This window comes from Arthrobacter sp. KNU40 (assembly GCF_051515115.1).
GTDB lineage: Bacteria > Actinomycetota > Actinomycetes > Actinomycetales > Micrococcaceae > Arthrobacter.
The window spans coordinates 1,137,337-1,157,075 of the sequence record NZ_CP195850.1 but is presented as its reverse complement, the minus strand read 5'-3'; the positions used below and the strand labels follow the sequence as shown (position 1 = coordinate 1,157,075).

The following is a 19,739-nucleotide window of genomic DNA, read 5'->3' as shown; positions in this document are numbered from 1 at the left end:
GTCAGCCCTTGACGTACGGTATGCCGCTTGCCGCCGGCGGCCGGGACCTGCCCACCAATCCAGCGACGGCGAAGACAGTCAAGGCGTAAGGCAGCATGGCCATGAACTGGCTCGGCACGGGCGATCCGATGATGGTGATGACGCTCTGGAGGTTGTCCGCGAAGCCGAACAGCAACGCGGCCAGGAAGGCACCGATCGGGTTCCAGCGCCCGAAGATCAGCGCCGCCAGGGCGATGTACCCGCGGCCACCGGACATGTCCTTGCTGAACGCATCCACGGACACCAGCGTGAAGAACGAGCCGCCGATGCCCGCGATCGCACCGCCCATGAGTACGTTCCAGAATCGGGTCCGGTTGACGTTGATGCCCACGGTGTCGGCTGCCTGCGGGTGCTCGCCGACGGCCCGCACGCGCAGTCCCCATTTCGTGTGGAAGAGGCCAAGGTAAACCACGATCACTGCGATGTACATCAAATAGCCCACTAGGGACTGGTGGAACAGGATGGGGCCGATGATGGGGATATCGGACAGGAAGGGGATGTCCACCGGAGGCAAGCGCCCCGGCTTGTTGAGCCCATCAGGGTCAGCCGTCAGCAGCGTCGAAAAGAGGAAGCTCGTCAGTCCGCTGATGAGGACGTTGAGCACGACGCCGACGATGATCTGGTTGACGAGGTACTTGATGCTGACCACGGCCAGGACCAAGGAAACAAGCGTCCCGGCGACGGCCGCCGCGACCAGCCCGGCGTAGACGTTGTGCGTCACCGTGGCAACAACGGCTGCGGAGAATGCTCCCAGCAGGAGCTGTCCTTCAATGGCAATGTTGACCACGCCGACGCGTTCGCACAGGACGCCGGAAAGGGATCCGAAGACGAGCGGCACGGCCAAGGTGACGGATCCTGCGATCAGTCCGGCGAGGGAGATCGACGGCTCATTGCCATTTCCGCCAGCGACGATCCAGACCATGAACCCGATGAGGAACACTGCGGCAAAGGTGCCGCCCACCCAGCGGGGTGCAGCCCTCTTCGCCTGGGTGAGATACACCGTGTAGCCGGCCAGGCCAAGAAGGATCACCGCAGCGATCCAGCCGATGGCCGCGGAAGGGAGCGTGATCTTGGAAACCTTTGCCACTCCGAGCGCGGCAAGGCCAAGGACCACGACGGCGGCGACGGTGGATGGGGGCAGCCAACCCGGTACCGTGCCTGAACCTGACCCCGTGCCTGAACCGGAGGTGAGGCCTGAACGACGGCGGACGAACCACAGGTATCCGAGACCAACGGAAAGCAGAAGGGCCAGGACGAACGTGACCAAAGCAGCGACACTGGAGGCCGCTTCATTGGCGGCCTCGGCAATGCCGAAGCCTGCCGACTTCGAGTTGGACATGAAGCCGAACAGCACGGTTCCCAGGATTGCGAGCAGGGATAGTCCAATGCCGGCCTTCCAGCTCACCAGCTCGGTGGCACCCGTTTTTCCCGGGCCCGCCGGGGCGTTTCCGGCGGGGGTGCCACCGCCGGGCTGAGTTGTTGTGGTGCTCATGCTGTTGCAGCTCCGCTCTCGATTTTTCCGGAGGGGATGGTTCCGGAGCCGGGGCCGCCAGTGGCCTTCTTCTTTTTCCGCGGGTTCAGCCCGAAGATTGCCCGCACCAGCGGCGGTGCAGCAATGAACAGGACGATCAACGACTGGATGACCAAGACGATGTCGATGGGGGTCTGGGTTTCAGCCTGCATTGCGACGCCTCCCGCACGGAACGCGCCGAACAGGAGCCCGGCGAAGAATGTTCCCCACGGCGTCGAACGACCGAGCAGCGCGACCGTGATGGCATCGAATCCGATGGAAGCAGCGACACCTCCGGAGAGGTATTTCTCCGTTCCGGATACCTGCGCAATGCCGGCCAGGCCTGCAAGCGCACCCGCAATCGCCATCACGAGGATTACGGCGCGGGGAACGTTGATTCCGGCGGTGCGTGCCGCGCTCTGGTTGGCGCCCACGGCCCTGAATTCAAAGCCGAGCGTGGAGCGCTTCAGGAGCCACCAGACGAAGACCGTTGCCAGCACGGCAAGGAGGAAGCCCGCGTGGAGCCTGAACTGGGGGCCGAGCAACTCCGGGAACAGTGCCGACTGGTCCAGGAAGGGCGAGATCGGGTTGGTCGAGCCCTTGCGCTGGAAAGCGGGAGTGGTCAGGAGGAACAGGAGCAGGAAGTTCGCGATGTAGTTCAGCATGATGGTCACGATGACCTCATGCGCACCGGTCCGGGCCTTGAGGAGGCCGACGACGCCGCCCCACACCGCGCCGCCGACAAATCCGGCAACGATGACAAGCAGCAGGTGAACCAGGAAAGGCAAGTGCCAGGTGAAGCCCACGTAGGCGCCGAACAGGGCGCCGAAAATGATCTGCCCCTGCGCACCGATGTTGAACAGGCCCGCACGGAAGGCCAAGGCCACGCCGAGTCCTGCCAGGATCAGGGGCGTGGACACCGTCAGGGTTTCAGTGATCGGGTACAGCTGGGCTGCGGCGTCGGCCCCGGCCCAGTTGAATATCGCGCCCTGGACCAACGCCACGTAGGGCCTGAAGACCTCGGTGAGCATGTCCCCCGGCTGCGCGAAGAAATAGCCTGCCGTTTCGGCAACTTTGGGGTTCGTCACGGCCATCAGGATGCCGCCGAGCACAATGGCGAGCAGCACGGACAACACCGAGACCATGGCGTTTCCGGTCACGATCTGCCGGAAGACCGAACCACCGGCGGCGTGCGGGATCTGTCCGCCTTGGCTGGCAGCCGGAATTACTGACGGGGCCATTGCACCGTCCGCCGTGTCCAGCGCGACATCCAGGACGGCCTCGTCGTCCAATGTTTCCGGGCGCTCCGGCTCGACCTCGTTTTCCTGCCGAGGGGTATTGGACTCAGACATGGGTTCCTCCCTCGAGGGTCTTGTGCGCAGTCAGTTCTGCCTCATGTTCGGGAACGCCGGCCATCATCAAGCCCAGCACATCGCGGGACGTACCGGCGGGAACGATCCCGACCAGCTTTCCCCGGTAGAGAACGGCGATCCTGTCAGCGAGCTCGAGGACTTCATCGAGTTCCGTGGACACGATCATCACCGGAGTTCCGTTGTCCCGTTCCGCAATGACCCTCTTGTGTACGAATTCGATGGAGCCGACATCGAGCCCTCGGGTGGGCTGCGATGCGATGAAGAGCCTCAATGGCCTGGACAGCTCCCGGGCCAGGACCACCTTTTGCTGGTTGCCTCCGGAGAGCGTACCCACAGCGACATCGATCGACGGCGTCCGCACATCGAACTCCTCGACCTTCTTCTCCGCGTGCGAAGCGATCAAGGCCGGTTTCATGCCGATGCCTTGGGCGAAAGGCGCCTTGTCGTAAAGGTCCAGGATCATGTTCTCGGAAATGGAGAACGTTCCCACCAGGCCGTCGATCTTGCGGTCCTCCGGGACGAACCCGACGCCGGCGGACAGGACCTGCTTGACGCTCTTGCCCAGCAGTTCGACGTCGTCGAGGACGATGGACCCGGTGACGTGCTGCTGGACGCCGAGGATGGCTTCCGTGAGCTCCGTCTGGCCGTTGCCTTGGACACCGGCGATGGCAAGCACTTCACCCTTGGCGATGTCGAAGCTCAGCCCGTCCACGACGTGCTGGCCATTGTGGTCCACAACGGTCAGGTCCCGGACCTTGAAGGTCGCCTCACCCGGCTGGGCGGGCTTCTTTTCCAGGGTCAGGCTGACCGCCCGGCCTACCATCGCCGAGGCGAGTTCCGTCGGGGACGCCGAGGGATCGGCCGAGCCGACTACTTTGCCCCGTCGGATCACCGTGATGATGTCCGAAATTTCCTTGACCTCGCGCAATTTGTGCGAAATGAAGACAATTGACTTTCCGGCGGCTTTGAGCTGCCGGATGATGTCCAGAAGCTCATCGGTTTCCTGCGGAGTGAGAACCGCGGTCGGTTCATCGAGAATCAGGACTTCGGCGTCGCGCACGAGTGCCTTGATGATCTCGACGCGTTGCTGCACACCAACGGGCAGGTCTTCCACGAGGGCATCGGGGTCGACGTGGAATCCGTACTGCTTGGAAATCTCGGAGATCCTGCGGCGGGTTTCATCCAGGTTCAGGAAACCGGCCGCCTTGGTGGCTTCGTTTCCCAGCGCGACATTTTCCGCGACGGTGAATACCGGAATCAGCATGAAGTGCTGGTGGACCATTCCGATCCCCGCCGCCATGGCATCGCCCGGCCCCTTGAAAACAACGGGTTTTCCGTCGACCAGGATTTCGCCGTCGCTGGGGTCGTAGAGTCCGTAAAGGACATTCATCAGGGTGGATTTGCCGGCACCATTTTCGCCCAGGAGGCAATGGACTTGGCCGGGTTCAACCACGAGATCGATGTGGTCATTGGCTACGAGGGATCCGAAGCGCTTCGTGATCCCTTTCAGTTCGAGTTTCAAAACTCCAACCCATCTATAAAGGATGGCTCCTCGTCATCACCGTGCTCCCAGCATAGTGCTCGGCATAGGAGTGTCGAAGAGCAAATTGAAGGCAACGCAGAACGCGCTGCCCTTCTGCCAAAACTCGGCTGAAGGGCAGCGCGATGCGGTTTAGCCCGGATTTTTACTTGGGGCTGGACTTCGATTCGACCTTGACTGCGCCGGAGATGATGTCCTTCTTCAACTGGTCAAGATCGCTCTTCATGTCTGCCGGAACAGCGGAGTCGAGATCGTGGAACGGGGCAAGCGCCACGCCCCCGTTGTCGAGCGTGCCGACGTACGGGCTGGGGTCGAACTTGCCGTCCTTGTCGGCCTTGATGACCGTTTCGACGGCGGTCGCCATGGTCTTCTGGACCGAAGTCAGGATGACCGACTTGTAGGCGGGTGCGGTCAGGTAGCCATCCGAGTCGACCCAGATCAGCTTTGCGTCCGTGCCCTTTGCCTTGGCGTCAAGGATCGCACTTCCGGCGCCCGCTCCAACCGGTCCAGCGACGGGAAGGACGACGTCGGCCCCTTGGTCCAGGAATCCCTGGGTGAGGACCTTGCCCTTGTCGACCTGCTTGAAGTCGCCGACGAACGTTCCGTCCTGCTTGTCCTTGTCCCAGCCAAGCAGCTGGACGGACTTGCCCTTCTTCTGGTTGTAGTACTTCACGCCGTCGGAGAAGCCGTCCATGAAGATGCTCACGGTGGGGATGTTGAGGCCACCGAAGGTCGCAACCTTGCCCGTTTTGGAAGTGCCGGCGGCGAGGTACCCGGCCAGGAACGCGGCCTGGGCCGTGTTATAGACAATCGGCTTGACGTTCTTCGGGAAGGTGGGGTCCGAGTAGTCGATGATGGCGAAGTGGCTGTTGGGGTTCGCCGTCGCGATGTTCTTCGTGGCGTCGCCCAGCAGGAAGCCGACCGTAACTGTCAGCTTGCAGCCTTGCTGCACCATGGAACGAAGGTTGGGGTCGTAGTCCGTGTCGGCCTTGGACTGGACGTGCTTCTCCTGGATGCTCAGGTCCTTGGCTGCTGCCTGAAGGCCCTCGTAGCCTGACTGGTTGAACGACTTGTCATCGAAGCCGCCGGAGTCGGACACCATGCATGCGGTGTAGTCCGACTTGGTGGCGCTGCCCGAGCTCGAAGCAGACGGTGCGCTACCGCAGCCTGCCAGCAAAAGTGCAGCGGCGCCCGCAGTTGCGACGCCTGCAAATGAACCGCGCTTTAATGTGGCACGCAGTGATTGCTTCAATTTTCCTCCAGGAAGAAAGTGATTGATGCTACGACAGTTGGTCAATGAGTGTCCGTTTCGAAAACTCGAGTCTGAAATTCTGTTTTCACTGATGCTTCGCAGCACTGCGCCTGGGGCGCACTGATGGCACAACTTTAGTGGGATTGAACACACCCGGGTAACACAAAAGCCCAACAACCCGAAGATTGTTGAGCTTTTGTTACCAAGCAGTAGTGGAACTCCCAGCGAACGGTCCTAGGATGCCCGCCCGCTGCGGCCGGTACTCAGTGCGGGATCATACTCAGGGCAGGCGGACCAGCATCTTGCCGGTGTTGGCTCCATCCAGGAGGTCGATGAAAGCCTTCGGCGCGTTTTCCAGTCCATCAACGATCGTCTCGTCGTAGCGGACCGTTCCATTGGCCAGCCATTCGGCCATGTTCTGGGCGAACTCGGCGGCGTGCTGTCGCTGGCCACCCACGAGGAAGCCGCGCAGGGTCAGTTGCTTTCCGATGGCCACGGCCAGGTTCCGGGGGCCCGATGCGGGCTCTGTGGAGTTGTACTGCGAAATGGCGCCGCACATTGCCACGCGGCCACCCACTGTGAGGACGGCGAGGGCAGCTTCGAGGTGCTCGCCGCCCACGTTGTCGAAGTAGACATCGATGCCGCGCTCCCCCGCAGCCTCACGAAGTTGCTTCACGACGGGACCGTCGTCGTAGTCGAAGGCCGCGTCGAAGCCGAGTTCCAGCAGGCGAGCCACCTTCTCCGGGGAACCGGCGCTGCCGATCACCTTGGAAGCGCCCATGGCCTTGGCGACCTGACCGACGATCGAACCCACTGCGCCTGCGGCACCGGAAACGAAGACGACGTCCCCGGCTTTGAACTCGGCCACCTTGAGCAGCCCGGCATATGCCGTCAGGCCCGTCATGCCAAGTGCTCCGAGGAACGCCGAAGTCGGCGCCAGGCCGGCCGGAACCGGCGTCGCGCTTGCCGCATCCACCACCGAGTATTCGCGCCAGCCGAGCTGGTGCACGACGACGTCACCCACCTTGAGTGCCTCGGAACGGGACGCGATCACCTCACCCACCGCACCGCCGTCGAGCGCTGCGTCGAGCTGGAAAGGTGCCGAGTAGGACTTCGTGTCATTCATGCGGCCGCGCATGTAGGGATCGACCGACATGAACTCGTTGCGGACCAGGATCTGGCCCTCCTGCAGCTCCGGCAGATCGGTCTCGGCCAGCCGGAAGTTCTCTTGGACAGGGCGTCCTTGCGGGCGGGATGCCAGCCGGATTTCGCGGGTGCTCTTGGGAAGTGCCGAGCTCATGCTGCCACCTCCACAAGCTTGATGTCGACGGCGATGTTCCCAAGGGTCGCGTTGGAGTAGGGGCAGATCTGGTGGGCTTTGGCCACGAGTTGCTCGGCGGTTTCCCGGTCGAGGGCAGGCAGCGCGATCTCAAGCTCCGCGGCGAGGCCGTATCCCTCGCTGCCCTCCAATGCACCGAAATGGATCTTGGCGGCGACGGCGGAATCGGTCAGATCCACCCGGGCCTTGCGCCCTACCAGCCTGAGTGCCGAGTGGAAGCATGCCGCGTAACCGGCGGCGAAGAGCTGCTCGGGGTTGGTGCCCTGGCCGTTTCCGCCCAGTTCCACCGGGCTGGCGAGAGCGACGTCCAGCTTGCCGTCGTTCGTGCGGGCGTTGCCTTCGCGGCCTTCACCGGAGGCAAGTGCCTCGGCTATGTACAAAGTCTTCACTGTGGTTCCTTTTCCTTTGTTGGGATGGACGTTTTGGGATGGACGTTTTGGGATGGACGATCAGATGGCTGAATGGAGGGCGGCAGTGAGCCGGCCCAGAGTGTCGTGAAGCTGCGCAAGCTCCGCGGCGCTCAGGCCGGCGGCGTCGGCGAGGCGTTGCGGCACAGCGCCCGCCCGGGCACTGAGGGCCCGCCCGGCGTCGCTCAGGTGGATCTCGACGCGTCGCTCGTCCTCGGCTGAACGCCGGCGCTCCACGAGGCCCAAGGCTTCAAGCCTCTTGAGCAGCGGTGACAGGGTGCCTGAGTCGAGTCCCAGCTCGGTACCCAGTTCCCGGACGCTTCGAGGCTCGTTTTCCCAGAGCACCAGCATCACGAGGTATTGCGGATACGTCAGTCCAAGCTCGTCCAGGACGGGCCGGTAGACCGCAGTGGCGGCCTTGGACGCGGAGTAGAGGGCGAAACAGACCTGGCGGTCGAGGCGGGGGGCTTCACTCATGGGAATAACGATAGCTCACAATTAAATTGTGCACAACTCAATTGACCCCGGCAACGCCCGCTCACAAACAAGCCCACCCCCAACAACGCCCGCTCACAAACAAGCCCACCCCCAACAACGCCCGCTCACAAACAAGCCCACCCCCAACAACGCCCGCTCACAAACAAGCCGAAACAACGGGATCCTCTTGCAGATGATCTGCAAGAGGATCCCCGGCGTTTCGACCAAAAGTGAGCGAGCGTCCGGTCAGAACCCGGCATAAGTGAGCGAGCGTCCGGCCAGAACCCGGCAAAAGTGAGCGAGCGTCCGGCTAGAACCCGGCATAAGTGAGCGAGCGTCCGAGGCTTAGAGATCCCGGATGGTTCGCAGCGCGGCGGCGGCCAGGACCTGGATCGCGAAGCCGAGGGCACGCTCGTCCACAATGAAGTCACCGCGGTGGAGATCGTATTCCTCACCGCCGGGGGTGTGCGTTCCGAGCCGCATCATGGCACCCGGCAGGTCGGCCAGGAACCAGGCAAAGTCTTCGCCTCCCATGGACTGGGGGGTCAGGACGACGGCGTGCTCGCCGAGTTCCGCACGCGCCGCCGCCTCGATGAGGGCAGTCTCGTGTTCCGAGTTGACCACGGGAGGGACGCCGCGGGTGTGCTCAAGGTGCACGTCCACCCCGTACGGCGCGGCAACTTGCTGGACGACGTCGTCGAGCAACTCCCCTGCGCTGTGCCAGGCGTCCCTGTCGAGGCAACGCATGGTGCCGGCCATGTATCCGTTGGCGGGGATGGCGTTGGGTGCGGACCCTGCCGCGATCTGACCCCACACCACCGAAACGCCGCTGCGCACGTCCACCCGACGGGATAGCACGGCCGGGACGTTGACGGCGATTTGGGCTAGCGCGAAGACCAGGTCTTCGGTCAAATGCGGACGGGAAGTATGGCCGCCACGTCCGGTCAGTTCGATTTTGATGGTGTCCGACGCCGAGGTGATGGCGCCTATGCGCGTGCCGATCTTGCCGACGTTGATACGCGGATCACAGTGCAGCGCAAGAATCCGCGGGACACCCTGGAGCACCCCCTGCTCGATGCAGGACAGGGCACCGCCGGGCATGGTTTCTTCTGCTGGCTGGAAGATGATGCGCACCGTGCCGCCCAAGGGGGATTCCTGGTGCATGGCGTGCAGCACCAAGGCAATGCCAAGCATGCTCGTGGTGTGGACATCATGCCCGCACGCGTGGGTGACGCCGTGGTTCTTCGACGCGAACGGAAGCCCGGTCTCTTCGATGATGGGGAGCGCGTCGATGTCGCCGCGGAGGGCCGTCGCGATAGGCCCCTCGCCGACGTCGACTGTCAGCCCCGACCCTTCCAGCCGGCGGGGTTCAAGCCCCGCCGCTTCGAGCCGTTCAACCAACTTGTCCGTGGTGCGAAATTCCTTGAAGGAAAGTTCGGGGTGCGCATGCAGATCCCTCCGGAATTCAAGGAGTTCCGGCAAGAGATCGTCAAGCCACGGCTTCACCACTGGGGTCGGCTCGGTTTCGGTAGTGAAATTGCGCACCTCACAACTCTAGCCATCCACGCCCCCCGAATAGCGAAAGGGGTCTCTTGGTTACGGACAGCGCCGCAAGAGGGCGCTAGAGAACGTCTGTGTCGCCGCTCGCCTTGAGTGCGTCCACCGCGCCCTTGACCCGCTGGGCGTGTTCCTTCGTGGTGACAAGCAAGGCGTCCGGCGTATCAACGATCACGACGTCCTTGATCCCGATAAGGGCGATCACGCGCTTGGTGTCGGAGACGACCACGCCGCTGGCGTTCTCGGTGAAGACACGGGCGCCTTCGCCCAGGACGGTCACCTCATCGACGTCGCCGGCATTGTTGAGTCGACCGATTGCGGCGAAGTCTCCGACGTCGTCCCAGCGGAAGGTACCGGGCACGACGGCGACATCCCCCGCCGCTGCGGCGGGTTCAGCCACTGCATAGTCAATGGCAATCTTCGGCAGGGTGGGCCACACCCGGGCAGTCACTTCGTCGCGTTCCGGCGTGTCCCAGGCGTTGGCAATTTCCTCCAGCCCGGCAAACAGGACCGGCTGGTTTGCCTCCAGGTGCTTGAGCATGAGCGCGACGGGGGCGACGAACATGCCCGCATTCCAGACGTAGTCGCCCGTCTCGAGGTATTTCTTGGCAATGTCCTCGCTCGGCTTCTCGACGAATTCGACCACGGCATGCGCGTTCGGTGCGTCATCGATGTTGAGCAAGTCCCCGGTGCGGATGTAGCCGAACCCGGTCGAGGGGTGCGTGGGCTTGATGCCGATGGTGACGATCTTTCCGGCGGCCGCAGTGTGGATGGCCTCACGGACAGTTTCCTGGAAGAGGTTGTCCGGGCTGATGACATGGTCGGCTGCGAAGGAACCCATGATGGTGTCCGGGTCGCGACGGTACAGGATGGCGGCGGCGAGGCCGATCGCCGCTCCCGAGTCCTTCGGTTCGCTTTCGAGGACCAATTCGTTTTCGCCCACTTCGGGAAGCTGGCGGCAGACAGCAACCCGGTGCGCCACACCCGTAACCACCAGCACGCGGTTGCCGGCCAATGGTTCGAGGCGGTCGTACGTAGCGCGCAGCAGGGTGCTTCCCGAACCCGTGAGGTCATGCAGGAACTTGGGCGCAGCAGCACGCGAAAGCGGCCACAGGCGCGTGCCCACTCCGCCAGCCGGAATAACCGCATGGAAGTGACGCAATGGCGATTCGAAGCTTGCAGCGTTTTCTATACTCACCGCAACACCTTATCCGACACACGCGCAACTCCCACTTTGTGGTCTTCGTCTCACCCGCGCGGCGAAAAGACCGGAATTCAGGCGAACACCCGCACTCTCGTTACAAGAAGGGGTGCCTAAATTGAATAAGCTGTGAGCGAAGCCTAGATTTAGGCTGAGCTACGAGTGCTCTCGCAGCTGGCGTTTCCCCCGCATGGATCCCGTGCCAGCGCCGCTGTGTTGCAGGAAGGTTTATTCAGTGCCGACAAAACCAGCTGGCACCTTGTACCGCGGCCGTGAAGGCATGTGGTCCTGGGTTGGACACCGCATTACCGGTGTTGTGATCTTTTTCTTCTTGTTGGTCCATGTGCTGGACACCTCATTGGTGCGTGTGTCCCCGGAGGCCTACACGGCCGTTATCGGCGCCTACAAGAACCCCCTCATGGCCCTCGGCGAGACGGGCCTCGTCGCAGCGATTGTTTTCCACGCCTTCAATGGTCTGCGCGTCATCGCCATTGACTTCTGGAAGAAGGGCGCGAAATACCAGCGCCAGATGCTGTGGACCGTCCTGGTATTGTGGCTGGTCACCTTCGGGGCCTTCGCCATCCGCCACCTGTCCCTCGCACTGGGAGGCCACTAAGCCATGAGCACTGATATTCAAACCCCACGCAGTGGAAAAAACAGTGGTGGAAAAATCGGCAGTGGGAAAATTGCTCCGCAGTACCGTCGCGGCACCGGTTCCAAGGGGAACTTCGAGATGTTCGCGTGGCTGTTCATGCGGCTCTCCGGCGTCGTGCTCGTGGTCCTGATCTTCGGCCACCTCTTCGTGAACCTCATGGTAGGCGAAGGCATCCACGGCATCGACTTCGGTTTCGTGGCCGGCAAGTGGGCCGACCCGTTCTGGCAGTTCTGGGACCTGGCCATGCTGTGGCTCGCCATGCTGCACGGCACCAACGGCGTCCGCACCATCATCAACGACTACGCCGAGAAGGACGCCACCCGCCTGTGGCTCAAGGTGGTCCTTTACGCGGCTACGGTCGTCATCGTCGTCCTTGGCACTTTGGTGATCTTCACGTTCAACCCGTGCCCCGTCGTCAACGGCGTTCAGCTGCCGGGCGGGTTCTGCCCGGCGCCGTAGCGGCTCCGCTGCACCACCGGCTTAGTCCGGCTGTGCACAACACGCGGAGCAGGCTCCGCCGACCATCTGACTTAGAGAGAAAGAGCATCTGGTATGCAGGTCCATAAGTACGACGTCGTTATTGTCGGTGCCGGCGGCGCCGGCATGCGCGCCGCGATCGAATCCGGTCAGCGCGCACGCACTGCAGTACTGACCAAGCTCTACCCCACCCGTTCCCACACTGGCGCAGCCCAGGGCGGCATGTGTGCAGCCCTGGCCAACGTCGAAGAGGACAACTGGGAGTGGCACACGTTCGACACCATCAAGGGTGGCGACTACCTGGTAGACCAGGACGCAGCCGAGGTCATGGCGAAGGAAGCCATCGACGCCGTGCTGGACCTGGAAAAGATGGGCTTGCCGTTCAACCGCACGCCCGAAGGCCGCATTGACCAGCGCCGTTTCGGTGGCCACACCCGTGACCACGGCAAGGCTCCGGTCCGCCGCGCCTGCTATGCAGCAGACCGCACTGGCCACATGATCCTGCAGACGCTGTACCAAAACTGCGTCAAGCACAACGTTGAGTTCTACAACGAGTACTACGTCCTGGACCTGCTGACCGTCGAGGAAGACGCCGTCCGCGAAGACGGAACGCCGTACAAGCAGAAGCGCGTAGCCGGCGTCGTGTCCTACGACCTCGCCTCCGGCGAGTTGCACGTTTTCCAGGCCAAGTCCGTGGTGTTCGCCTCCGGCGGCGCAGGCAAGGTCTTCAAGACCACCTCCAACGCCCACACCCTGACCGGTGACGGCATGGGCATCGCCTTCCGCCGCGGAATCCCGCTGGAGGACATGGAGTTCTTCCAGTTCCACCCGACCGGTCTCGCCGGCTTGGGCATCCTCCTCTCGGAAGCTGCCCGCGGCGAAGGCGCGATCCTCCGCAACTCCGAGGGTGAGCGTTTTATGGAACGCTACGCCCCCACCATCAAGGACCTCGCTCCCCGCGACATCGTGGCCCGTTCCATGGCAAACGAAGTCCGTGAAGGACGCGGCTGCGGCCCGAACAAGGACTACGTCCTCCTGGACCTGACCCACCTTGAGCCGGCCCACATCGACGCGAAGCTTCCGGACATCACCGAATTCGCGCGCACTTACCTCGGTGTCGAGCCGTACACGGAACCGGTTCCGGTGTTCCCGACGGCGCACTACGCCATGGGCGGCATTCCCACCAACATCACCACCGAGGTCCTGCAGGACAACGACACCATCGTGCCGGGCCTGTACGCAGCCGGCGAGGTTGCTTGTGTCTCGGTCCACGGCTCCAACCGCTTGGGCACCAACTCGCTGCTGGACATTAACGTCTTCGGCAAGCGTGCAGGCATTGCCGCAGCCGAATACGCCAAGACTGCTGACTTCGTGGAGCTCCCGGAAGACCCGGAGGCGTACACGCTGGATCTGCTGAACCACGTCCGCACTTCCGATGGCGGCGAAAGGGTTGCCGCGATCCGCAAGGAACTGCAGGACACCATGGATGCCAACATGCAGGTGTTCCGTACTGCGGACACCCTGAACCAGGTGCTCACGGACATCGCGTCCCTCGAAGAGCGCTACCAGCGCATCAGCGTCCAGGACAAGGGAAAGCGCTTCAACCTTGACTTGCTCGAAGCAGTGGAACTGGGCTTCCTGCTGGAACTGGCCAAAGTCATGACAGTTGCTGCCCTGCACCGCGAGGAGTCCCGTGGAGGCCACTTCCGGGAGGACTTCCCGGAGCGCGACGACGAGAAATTCATGAAGCACTCCATGGCGTATAAGGATGAGCACGCCCCGGCGGACGGATCTGCGGAAGCAATCGCGGGCATCCGACTCGGCACCAAGCCTGTTGTCTTTACGCGCTACGAGCCGATGGTGAGGAAGTACTAAGATGTCTGCTGAACTTGCTGAGCCAGCATCCAAGATCGAGCTGCCCGCGCACATTGGTGGAGGCGGGGAAATTCCCACCTTCAACATCACGCTGCGCGTGCGACGCTACAACCCCGAGGTCTCGGAAGAGCCCGTATGGGAAGACCACCAGCTGACGATGTACGGCACCGACCGCGTGCTGGACGCCCTGCACAAGATCAAGTGGGAGATCGATGGCTCGCTGTCCTTCCGCCGTTCCTGTGCACACGGAGTCTGTGGATCCGACGCCATGCGCATCAACGGCCGTAACCGCCTAGCGTGCAAGACCCTGCTGAAGGACCTGGACACCTCCAAGCCCATCACCGTTGAACCGATCAAGGGCCTCCCGGTGGAGAAGGACCTGATCGTGGACATGGAGCCGTTCTTCCAGTCCTTCCGCGAGGTCATGCCGTTCCTGATCAACAAGGGCCACGAGCCCACCAAGGAACGCCTGCAGTCGGTCGAGGACCGGGAACGGTTCGACGACACCACCAAGTGCATCCTGTGCGCTGCGTGCACGTCGTCCTGCCCCGTGTTCTGGACGGACGGCCAGTACTTCGGCCCGGCCGCCATCGTGAACGCGCACCGCTTCATCTTCGATTCCCGCGACGATGCCGGTGATATGCGCTTGGAGATCCTCAACGACAAGGAAGGCGTGTGGCGCTGCCGCACCACCTTCAACTGCTCGGAGGCTTGCCCGCGTGGCATCCAGGTGACCCAGGCAATCGCCGAGGTCAAGCAGGCCATCCTGGCACGCAAGATCTAGTCCAAAATTTAGAATACGACGACGACGGCGTCCCCTTGGCGGGGTCCGCCGTCGTCGTTGTTTAAGACTCGCTCGCAAAACGAAAGGCGGACAGGGTGTCCAAGTCCACGAAGATCAGCTTCGAAGGCAGTACCGGAGATCTCCTGGCAGGGATCGTGGACGTGCCTGAGGGCCCGGTCCGGGGCTGGGGTGTGTTCTCCCATGGTTTGACCCTCGGCAAGGACAGCCCGTCAGCCTCGCGTATCTGCAAGGGCTTGGCGGATCTCGGCGTCGGCATGCTTCGCTTCGACAACCTTGGACTCGGCGACTCCTCCGGCGATTGGTCCGCAGGATCGTTCAGCGTGAAAGTGGCGGACACCATCCGCGCCGCCGAGTTCATGCGTGCTGATGGTAAGGAAATCTCCCTGCTTGTTGGCCACTCCTTCGGCGGGGCCGCTGTGTTGGCCGCCGCCCTCAGCCTCCCCGAGGTACGGGCGGTAGCGACTGTCGGCGCCCCATTCCAGCCCAGGCATGTGGAGCACATGTTCGACGCCGAAGTCAGCACGATTCTCAGCGAAGGCAGCGCAAAGGTCAATTTGGGCGGCAGGCGCATGGAGATTCGCCGCCACTTTGTTGAGGACGTGGAGAAGGCCGACCTCAGGGACTGCATCCGTACCCTGCACAGACCACTCATGGTGCTGCACTCCCCCACAGACAACACTGTGGGCATCGACAATGCCAGCGAGATCTTCCAAACGGCACGGCACCCGCGGAGCTTTATTTCGCTTGAAGGCAGTGACCACCTGTTGACGGGCAAGGGGCAAGCCGCCCGGGTCGCGGGGATAATCTCGGCCTGGGCCGGGCAGTACCTCGGCGACTAGCAGGAGACCCAGCCCAACTGACTAGCAGTTGTTGTCGTTATGAGCGCTCAAAACGACAACAACTGTTAGTCAGTTGGGGCTCTGGATGCCGTCAGGACCCTTTTGCGTGGAACGTGCGCGGCGAAGGGTGCCGTGATCCGAGGGCCGGCTTGGGGTGCTCATGAGCGCCGGTATCCGCTTCCCTGACGGCGGCCCACGCCCCGGAGACCAAGTAGACCTGGCTGACAAGGTTGAACCAGATGAGAAGCCCGATGATGATGGCGAATGAGGCCAGGATGGGGTTCCGTCCGGCGTTCGCCAGCAATTCCGTGCTGAAGATCTGGAGGATGGTGGTCCCGATGCCGGCCAGCACTGTTCCTTCCACGAACGCTTGGCGGCGAAGTTTCAGGCGGCCTGCGAAGCGGAACATGATCACCGCGGTCGCCCAGTTGAGGACAAGTGGAACGGCCGTGCGAACGAGCCACGTGACGGGGCCGGCGACGGCGTCGGCCAACCCGAGCCGTTCGATGATCCATCCGGCCGCTGTCCCGAACACGAGCGAAACACCGGCGCTGACCACCAAGGCTGCGCCGAGCAGCAGGAGGGTCCCGGCGTCGCGGGCCTTCATCAGCAGGGGGTTCTCTTGTACGGACTCCAGCCCGGAGACTCCGCGAAGACCCTCCCGGATCCCGGCGATCCAGCCGAGCGCGGTAAAGACCGTGACGACGGCGGCTATGACGGCCGTCCAGCCAAGGCCTGTGGGGTTCAGGAGATCGTGCGGATCCACCAGGCCGTTGCCTCCGCTGGTTTTCAGGAGTCCCGGGGCCGCCGTGGAGACGCTCGAGACGATTGAATCAACCAGTTGGGGCTGCCCATTGAGGACCAAGCCGGTCACCGCGAATCCTGTGGCCAGCAGGCCTGTGATGGAGAAGAACATGGTGAAGCCAATGCCCGCGCTCAACAGTGGACCATGGCGCAGGTTGTAGAGGTTGAAGGCACGCATCGGCCGGAAGTTGCTCAGCCGGGCGAGGGCCAAGTTGATGAACGCCGGAATCGTGGCGCCCCTATGTCCTGAGCGCCGGGCCTTTCCCCATTCGACCTGACGGTGAATGAGCTGCAGCTTCAGCTGCGCCCCTTCAGTCGGTAGCGGTGGCCTTTCCGCCTGCTGCCGGTCGTTGTGCTGTGCTTTTCCGTGCTTGGTCTGCGTCGCCGCCAAAGTCGAGCTCTTCCCGTAGCTGCCAAATGCCATTGTCGTCGTGCTCGTAAAGTCCCATGCTAACCACAGGGAAGGTGGCGCTGTAGTTCTTGAGCACCGTTTCGGCTTCGTCCAGGCTTTCAGGAGCGACGTCGTGCGCTACCGTGACGTGCGGGTGGTAGGGGAAAGGAAGGTCGCGTTCGAGGGGGCCGGTCTGCAGTTGTTCGTGCAGGCCCACACACTCCTCGAAACCGTCTTCGACCTTCAGGAACACCACCGGGGACACCGGACGGAAGGAGCCCGTGCCGGAAATCGTGATCTTGAAAGGTGCCTGGCGCCGGGCGACATCGCGAACGTGCTCGAGGGTGGCTTCCCAGTCCTGGGCAGGCGTCGTCGTGACGAGGGTGATGTGGGCCGGGATGACTTCCGCCATGGGATCACCGAAGGATGCACGCCATTGCTGCAGTTCCTGGGCGACTTCCCTGGGGAAACCCAGGATGACCCCTACGCACATATTGTCCCCGCACGCGCTGGCAGACTGGTGTGCGCCCGTGGCCGGGTGGGCGTCAGCGGCCTGGCCGGCTCCCCTTGAAAGAGAGCCGACCTGGACGCTGATCTTGCCAGCTGCGCACATGGTTTTAGCGGATTCCTTGTGGTCCGCCGTAAGGCAGGAAGCCCACCTTGGCGTAGACGTCCGCGAGCGTGGCCGAGGCGATCTCGCGGGCCTTGTCCGCTCCGTGGGCGAGGAGCCGGTCGAGCTCGGCCGGATCGGCCAGCAGCTCGTTGGCGCGGTCCCGGATTGGCCCGAGATGGGCAGCAACGAGTTCAGCGAGGTCAACCTTCAGGTGACCGTACATCTTGCCTTCGTAGTCCGCGACGATCTTCTCCACCGGCTGGCCGCTGATGGACGAGTAGATGCTCAGCAGGTTGGACACCCCGGGCTTGGCTTCGCGATCGAAGCGGATTTCCGTCTCGGTGTCCGTGACGGCCGACTTGATGCGTTTGGCCGTGACCTTCGGGTCATCGAGAAGGTTGATCAACCCGGCCGGCGACTCCGCGGACTTGGACATCTTCGCCGTGGGGTTCTGGAGATCGTAGATCTTGGCCGTTTCCTTCTGGATGAAGGCCTGCGGCACCTGGAACGTCTCGCCGTAGCGGCTATTGAAGCGCTGGGCGAGGTCGCGGCTGAGTTCAATGTGCTGCCGCTGGTCCTCGCCTACGGGTACCCCATGTGGCTGGTACAGCAGGATGTCGGCCGCCTGCAGTATCGGGTACGTGAAGAGCCCGACGCTCGCGTGGTCGGAACCGTGTTGCAGCGACTTGTCCTTGAACTGGATCATGCGCGAGGCCTCGCCGAAGCCGGTGATGCAGCCCAGGACCCACGCCAGCTGGGCGTGCTCAGGAACCTGGGACTGGACGAACAGCGTGCACTTGTCCACATCTACGCCGCCGGCGATGTACTGCGCAGCGGTGACGCGTGTCCGGCGGGCCAGCTCGGCAGGATCCTGCGGCACCGTAATGGCATGCAGGTCCGGGATGAAGAAGATGGCGTCATACTCGTCCTGCATGCGGACCCAGTTGACCAGGGCACCAAGGTAGTTGCCCAAGTGGAGGGAGTCGGCAGAGGGCTGCATGCCGGACAGCACACGGTGCTTTGCCCCGGCGGCCAGTTTGGTGGATGTTGCCTTGGCTGCGGCTGCAGCGGGTTCGGTCGTGGTGGAACTGGTCATGAGGAAACTTTCGAAAGCCTAGAGCTGGTAGTCGACTACCAGCGGTGCGTGGTCGGAGAAACGGGTGTCCCACGACGGCGCCCGGTCAACGACGGCCGAAAGAGCGGCTGCCGCGAGTCCAGGAGTGGCCATGTGGTAGTCGATGCGCCAGCCTGTGTCAGTGTCAAAGGCCTTACCGCGCTGGGACCACCAGGTGTAGGGGCCATCGACATTTCCTGCCAGGCCCCTGTGGACATCCCTCCATCCGATCTCGTCGCCGAAGAAGCGGTCGAAGTACGCGCGCTCCTCAGGAAGGAAACCGGCACGCTTGGTGTTGCCCTTCCAATTCTTGATGTCGAGCTCGGTGTGGCCCACGTTGAGGTCGCCGACCACCAGGGCATGCTCACTGTGCTTGGCCAGTTCCGGAAGCCTTGTGGTCATGACGTCCAGGAAGCGGTACTTGTCCACCTGCTTGGGCGTGTCCGCTTCGCCGGAGTGCACGTAAGCGCTGACGACCGTCAGCGTAGTGTCCTTGCCGCCGCCGTCCCGCACGACGTAGTCTGCCTCGACCCAGCGTCCGGTCGTGGCGAAATAGTCGTCGCCAATACCCACGCGGGTAGCAACGGGTTCCTGCCTGGAGGCAATCGCAACGCCGGCGCGGCCCTTGGCCTCGGCTTCGGCGTGCAGGATGTACCAGCCTTCGCCGATGAGCTGGTGGACCACCTCATCGGGCGCGCGGACTTCCTGCAGGCACAGGATGTCGACGTCGCGCGGTTCCAGCCACTCTGCCATGCCCTTCTTGTAGGCGGCGCGAATGCCGTTGACGTTGACCGTTGCGATGCGAAGGAAGTCCTTCTTCAATGCCGAGCTCACCCCGCCTACTCTAGTCGATGATGGTGCCCGAGACGGGCTCGTCGCCGCCGCCGGAGGACTTGATCATGTCCCGGGCATTGCTCGACGTGATGGCGATGGTCTCCAGGGCGCGATCGATGGTGTCCTGGTCGGCGGCGTCGCCCTTGGCCCGTTCGTCCTCGACCACTCGTACTTGCACCTGGACGATCTTGAAGGAGTGGTCCAATTTGAGGTCCCGGATTTCATCCGCTTCGTTCCGTTCCGAGACCACCCGGGTGCCACCGTGGTCGGCGCTCGACGACGACGGCGCGCGGCCGGTTGCCGCGTTGAAAGCGTTCTGGGCTTCGGTGAGTTTTTTACCGGCCCGCCTGGCAGCCTTCTGGATGCTGAAGACCACAAAGGCGGCGAGCGCGAGCCAGCCGAAGGAGACAACGGCGACGATCCAACCGACGACGTCGTTATGGTTGGCGGCGAAGATCACGGCCACCAGGAAGGCGATGAGCACCACTGTCATGCCCAGTCCACCGATGCGGAAGCCTTTGAAAGGGCTCCGGGCGGAAGCGGACGAGGGAACAGATGACGGGGAGTCGCCGAGGGATCGCATGCACCCATTGTCGCAAACTCCGCGCGGCGAACCGCTCTCTTCCACCCCCGGCGA

The 19,739-nt window shown here is 63.0% G+C and carries 19 protein-coding genes; 5 read left to right on the top strand and 14 right to left on the bottom strand.

Annotated elements, in window-relative coordinates:
• Position 1 precedes the first annotated feature (1 nt).
• The 9 genes from ACSKT0_RS05515 to ACSKT0_RS05475 all read right to left on the bottom strand — a co-directional run bounded on the left by ACSKT0_RS05515 (position 2) and on the right by ACSKT0_RS05475 (position 10,692).
• A complete protein-coding gene (locus ACSKT0_RS05515) occupies positions 2 to 1,531 on the bottom strand; it encodes an ABC transporter permease (protein ID WP_437772863.1) in 1,530 nt (509 codons plus the stop codon).
• The gene (locus ACSKT0_RS05510; RefSeq protein WP_437772862.1) at positions 1,528 to 2,901 is read right to left on the bottom strand and encodes an ABC transporter permease; all 1,374 of its coding nucleotides are present in this window, start codon (positions 2,899 to 2,901) and stop codon (positions 1,528 to 1,530) included. The genes ACSKT0_RS05515 and ACSKT0_RS05510 overlap by 4 nt, the downstream gene beginning before the upstream one ends.
• A complete protein-coding gene (locus tag ACSKT0_RS05505) occupies positions 2,894 to 4,444 on the bottom strand; it encodes an ABC transporter ATP-binding protein (RefSeq protein WP_345450105.1) in 1,551 nt (516 codons plus the stop codon). Before ACSKT0_RS05505 ends, ACSKT0_RS05510 begins: the two co-directional genes overlap by 8 nt.
• A gap of 163 nt (positions 4,445 to 4,607) precedes the next feature.
• On the bottom strand, positions 4,608 to 5,714 hold the full coding sequence (locus tag ACSKT0_RS05500; protein WP_236816176.1) for a BMP family lipoprotein: 1,107 nt from the start codon (positions 5,712 to 5,714) through the stop codon (positions 4,608 to 4,610).
• A gap of 280 nt (positions 5,715 to 5,994) precedes the next feature.
• A complete protein-coding gene (locus ACSKT0_RS05495) occupies positions 5,995 to 7,014 on the bottom strand; it encodes an NADP-dependent oxidoreductase (RefSeq protein WP_437772861.1) in 1,020 nt (339 codons plus the stop codon).
• Positions 7,011 to 7,442: an organic hydroperoxide resistance protein gene (locus tag ACSKT0_RS05490; RefSeq protein WP_437772860.1), complete on the bottom strand. Its 432-nt coding sequence runs from the start codon at positions 7,440 to 7,442 to the stop codon at positions 7,011 to 7,013. Before ACSKT0_RS05490 ends, ACSKT0_RS05495 begins: the two co-directional genes overlap by 4 nt.
• A 60-nt stretch (positions 7,443 to 7,502) precedes the next feature.
• The gene (locus ACSKT0_RS05485; RefSeq protein WP_437772859.1) at positions 7,503 to 7,937 is read right to left on the bottom strand and encodes a MarR family winged helix-turn-helix transcriptional regulator; all 435 of its coding nucleotides are present in this window, start codon (positions 7,935 to 7,937) and stop codon (positions 7,503 to 7,505) included.
• A gap of 345 nt (positions 7,938 to 8,282) precedes the next feature.
• Positions 8,283 to 9,482, bottom strand: a complete 1,200-nt coding sequence (locus ACSKT0_RS05480; protein WP_345450094.1) for an amidohydrolase — start codon at positions 9,480 to 9,482, stop codon at positions 8,283 to 8,285.
• A gap of 76 nt (positions 9,483 to 9,558) precedes the next feature.
• Positions 9,559 to 10,692: a mannose-1-phosphate guanylyltransferase gene (locus ACSKT0_RS05475; RefSeq protein ID WP_437772858.1), complete on the bottom strand. Its 1,134-nt coding sequence runs from the start codon at positions 10,690 to 10,692 to the stop codon at positions 9,559 to 9,561.
• A 283-nt stretch (positions 10,693 to 10,975) separates the two neighbouring features.
• On the opposite strand from ACSKT0_RS05475, the gene sdhC reads away from it, so the two are divergent.
• From sdhC to ACSKT0_RS05450, 5 genes are all read left to right on the top strand, one after another.
• The gene (sdhC, locus tag ACSKT0_RS05470) at positions 10,976 to 11,311 is read left to right on the top strand and encodes a succinate dehydrogenase, cytochrome b556 subunit (RefSeq protein WP_059387994.1); all 336 of its coding nucleotides are present in this window, start codon (positions 10,976 to 10,978) and stop codon (positions 11,309 to 11,311) included.
• A gap of 3 nt (positions 11,312 to 11,314) precedes the next feature.
• The gene (locus ACSKT0_RS05465) at positions 11,315 to 11,809 is read left to right on the top strand and encodes a succinate dehydrogenase hydrophobic membrane anchor subunit (RefSeq protein ID WP_437772857.1); all 495 of its coding nucleotides are present in this window, start codon (positions 11,315 to 11,317) and stop codon (positions 11,807 to 11,809) included.
• Positions 11,810 to 11,902: 93 nt separating this feature from the next.
• Positions 11,903 to 13,702, top strand: coding sequence for a succinate dehydrogenase flavoprotein subunit (gene sdhA / locus ACSKT0_RS05460; protein WP_234751269.1), 1,800 nt, complete (start codon positions 11,903 to 11,905; stop codon positions 13,700 to 13,702).
• Between the two features lies 1 nt (position 13,703).
• Positions 13,704 to 14,486 carry a succinate dehydrogenase iron-sulfur subunit gene (locus tag ACSKT0_RS05455; RefSeq protein WP_078105990.1) on the top strand — a complete coding sequence of 261 codons (783 nt, stop codon included), beginning with the start codon at positions 13,704 to 13,706 and terminating at the stop codon, positions 14,484 to 14,486.
• Between the two features lie 95 nt (positions 14,487 to 14,581).
• Positions 14,582 to 15,346, top strand: coding sequence for an alpha/beta hydrolase family protein (locus ACSKT0_RS05450; RefSeq protein WP_437772856.1), 765 nt, complete (start codon positions 14,582 to 14,584; stop codon positions 15,344 to 15,346).
• A 91-nt stretch (positions 15,347 to 15,437) separates the two neighbouring features.
• On the opposite strand, the gene ACSKT0_RS05445 is transcribed toward ACSKT0_RS05450, so the two are convergent.
• The 5 genes from ACSKT0_RS05445 to ACSKT0_RS05425 form a co-directional block, all read right to left on the bottom strand.
• Entirely contained in the window at positions 15,438 to 16,574 is a 1,137-nt protein-coding gene (locus ACSKT0_RS05445; protein WP_437772855.1) for a YihY/virulence factor BrkB family protein, read from the bottom strand.
• Positions 16,462 to 17,034 (bottom strand): 2'-5' RNA ligase family protein, encoded by a 573-nt coding sequence (locus ACSKT0_RS05440; protein WP_437773974.1) that lies wholly within the window; start codon positions 17,032 to 17,034, stop codon positions 16,462 to 16,464. Before ACSKT0_RS05440 ends, ACSKT0_RS05445 begins: the two co-directional genes overlap by 113 nt.
• 124 nt (positions 17,035 to 17,158) lie before the next feature.
• Positions 17,159 to 18,250: a tryptophan--tRNA ligase gene (gene trpS / locus ACSKT0_RS05435; RefSeq protein ID WP_437772854.1), complete on the bottom strand. Its 1,092-nt coding sequence runs from the start codon at positions 18,248 to 18,250 to the stop codon at positions 17,159 to 17,161.
• Positions 18,251 to 18,268: 18 nt separating this feature from the next.
• Positions 18,269 to 19,102 (bottom strand): exodeoxyribonuclease III, encoded by an 834-nt coding sequence (locus ACSKT0_RS05430; protein ID WP_345450080.1) that lies wholly within the window; start codon positions 19,100 to 19,102, stop codon positions 18,269 to 18,271.
• Between the two features lie 10 nt (positions 19,103 to 19,112).
• Positions 19,113 to 19,685 (bottom strand): hypothetical protein, encoded by a 573-nt coding sequence (locus tag ACSKT0_RS05425; RefSeq protein ID WP_437772853.1) that lies wholly within the window; start codon positions 19,683 to 19,685, stop codon positions 19,113 to 19,115.
• Positions 19,686 to 19,739 lie beyond the last annotated feature (54 nt).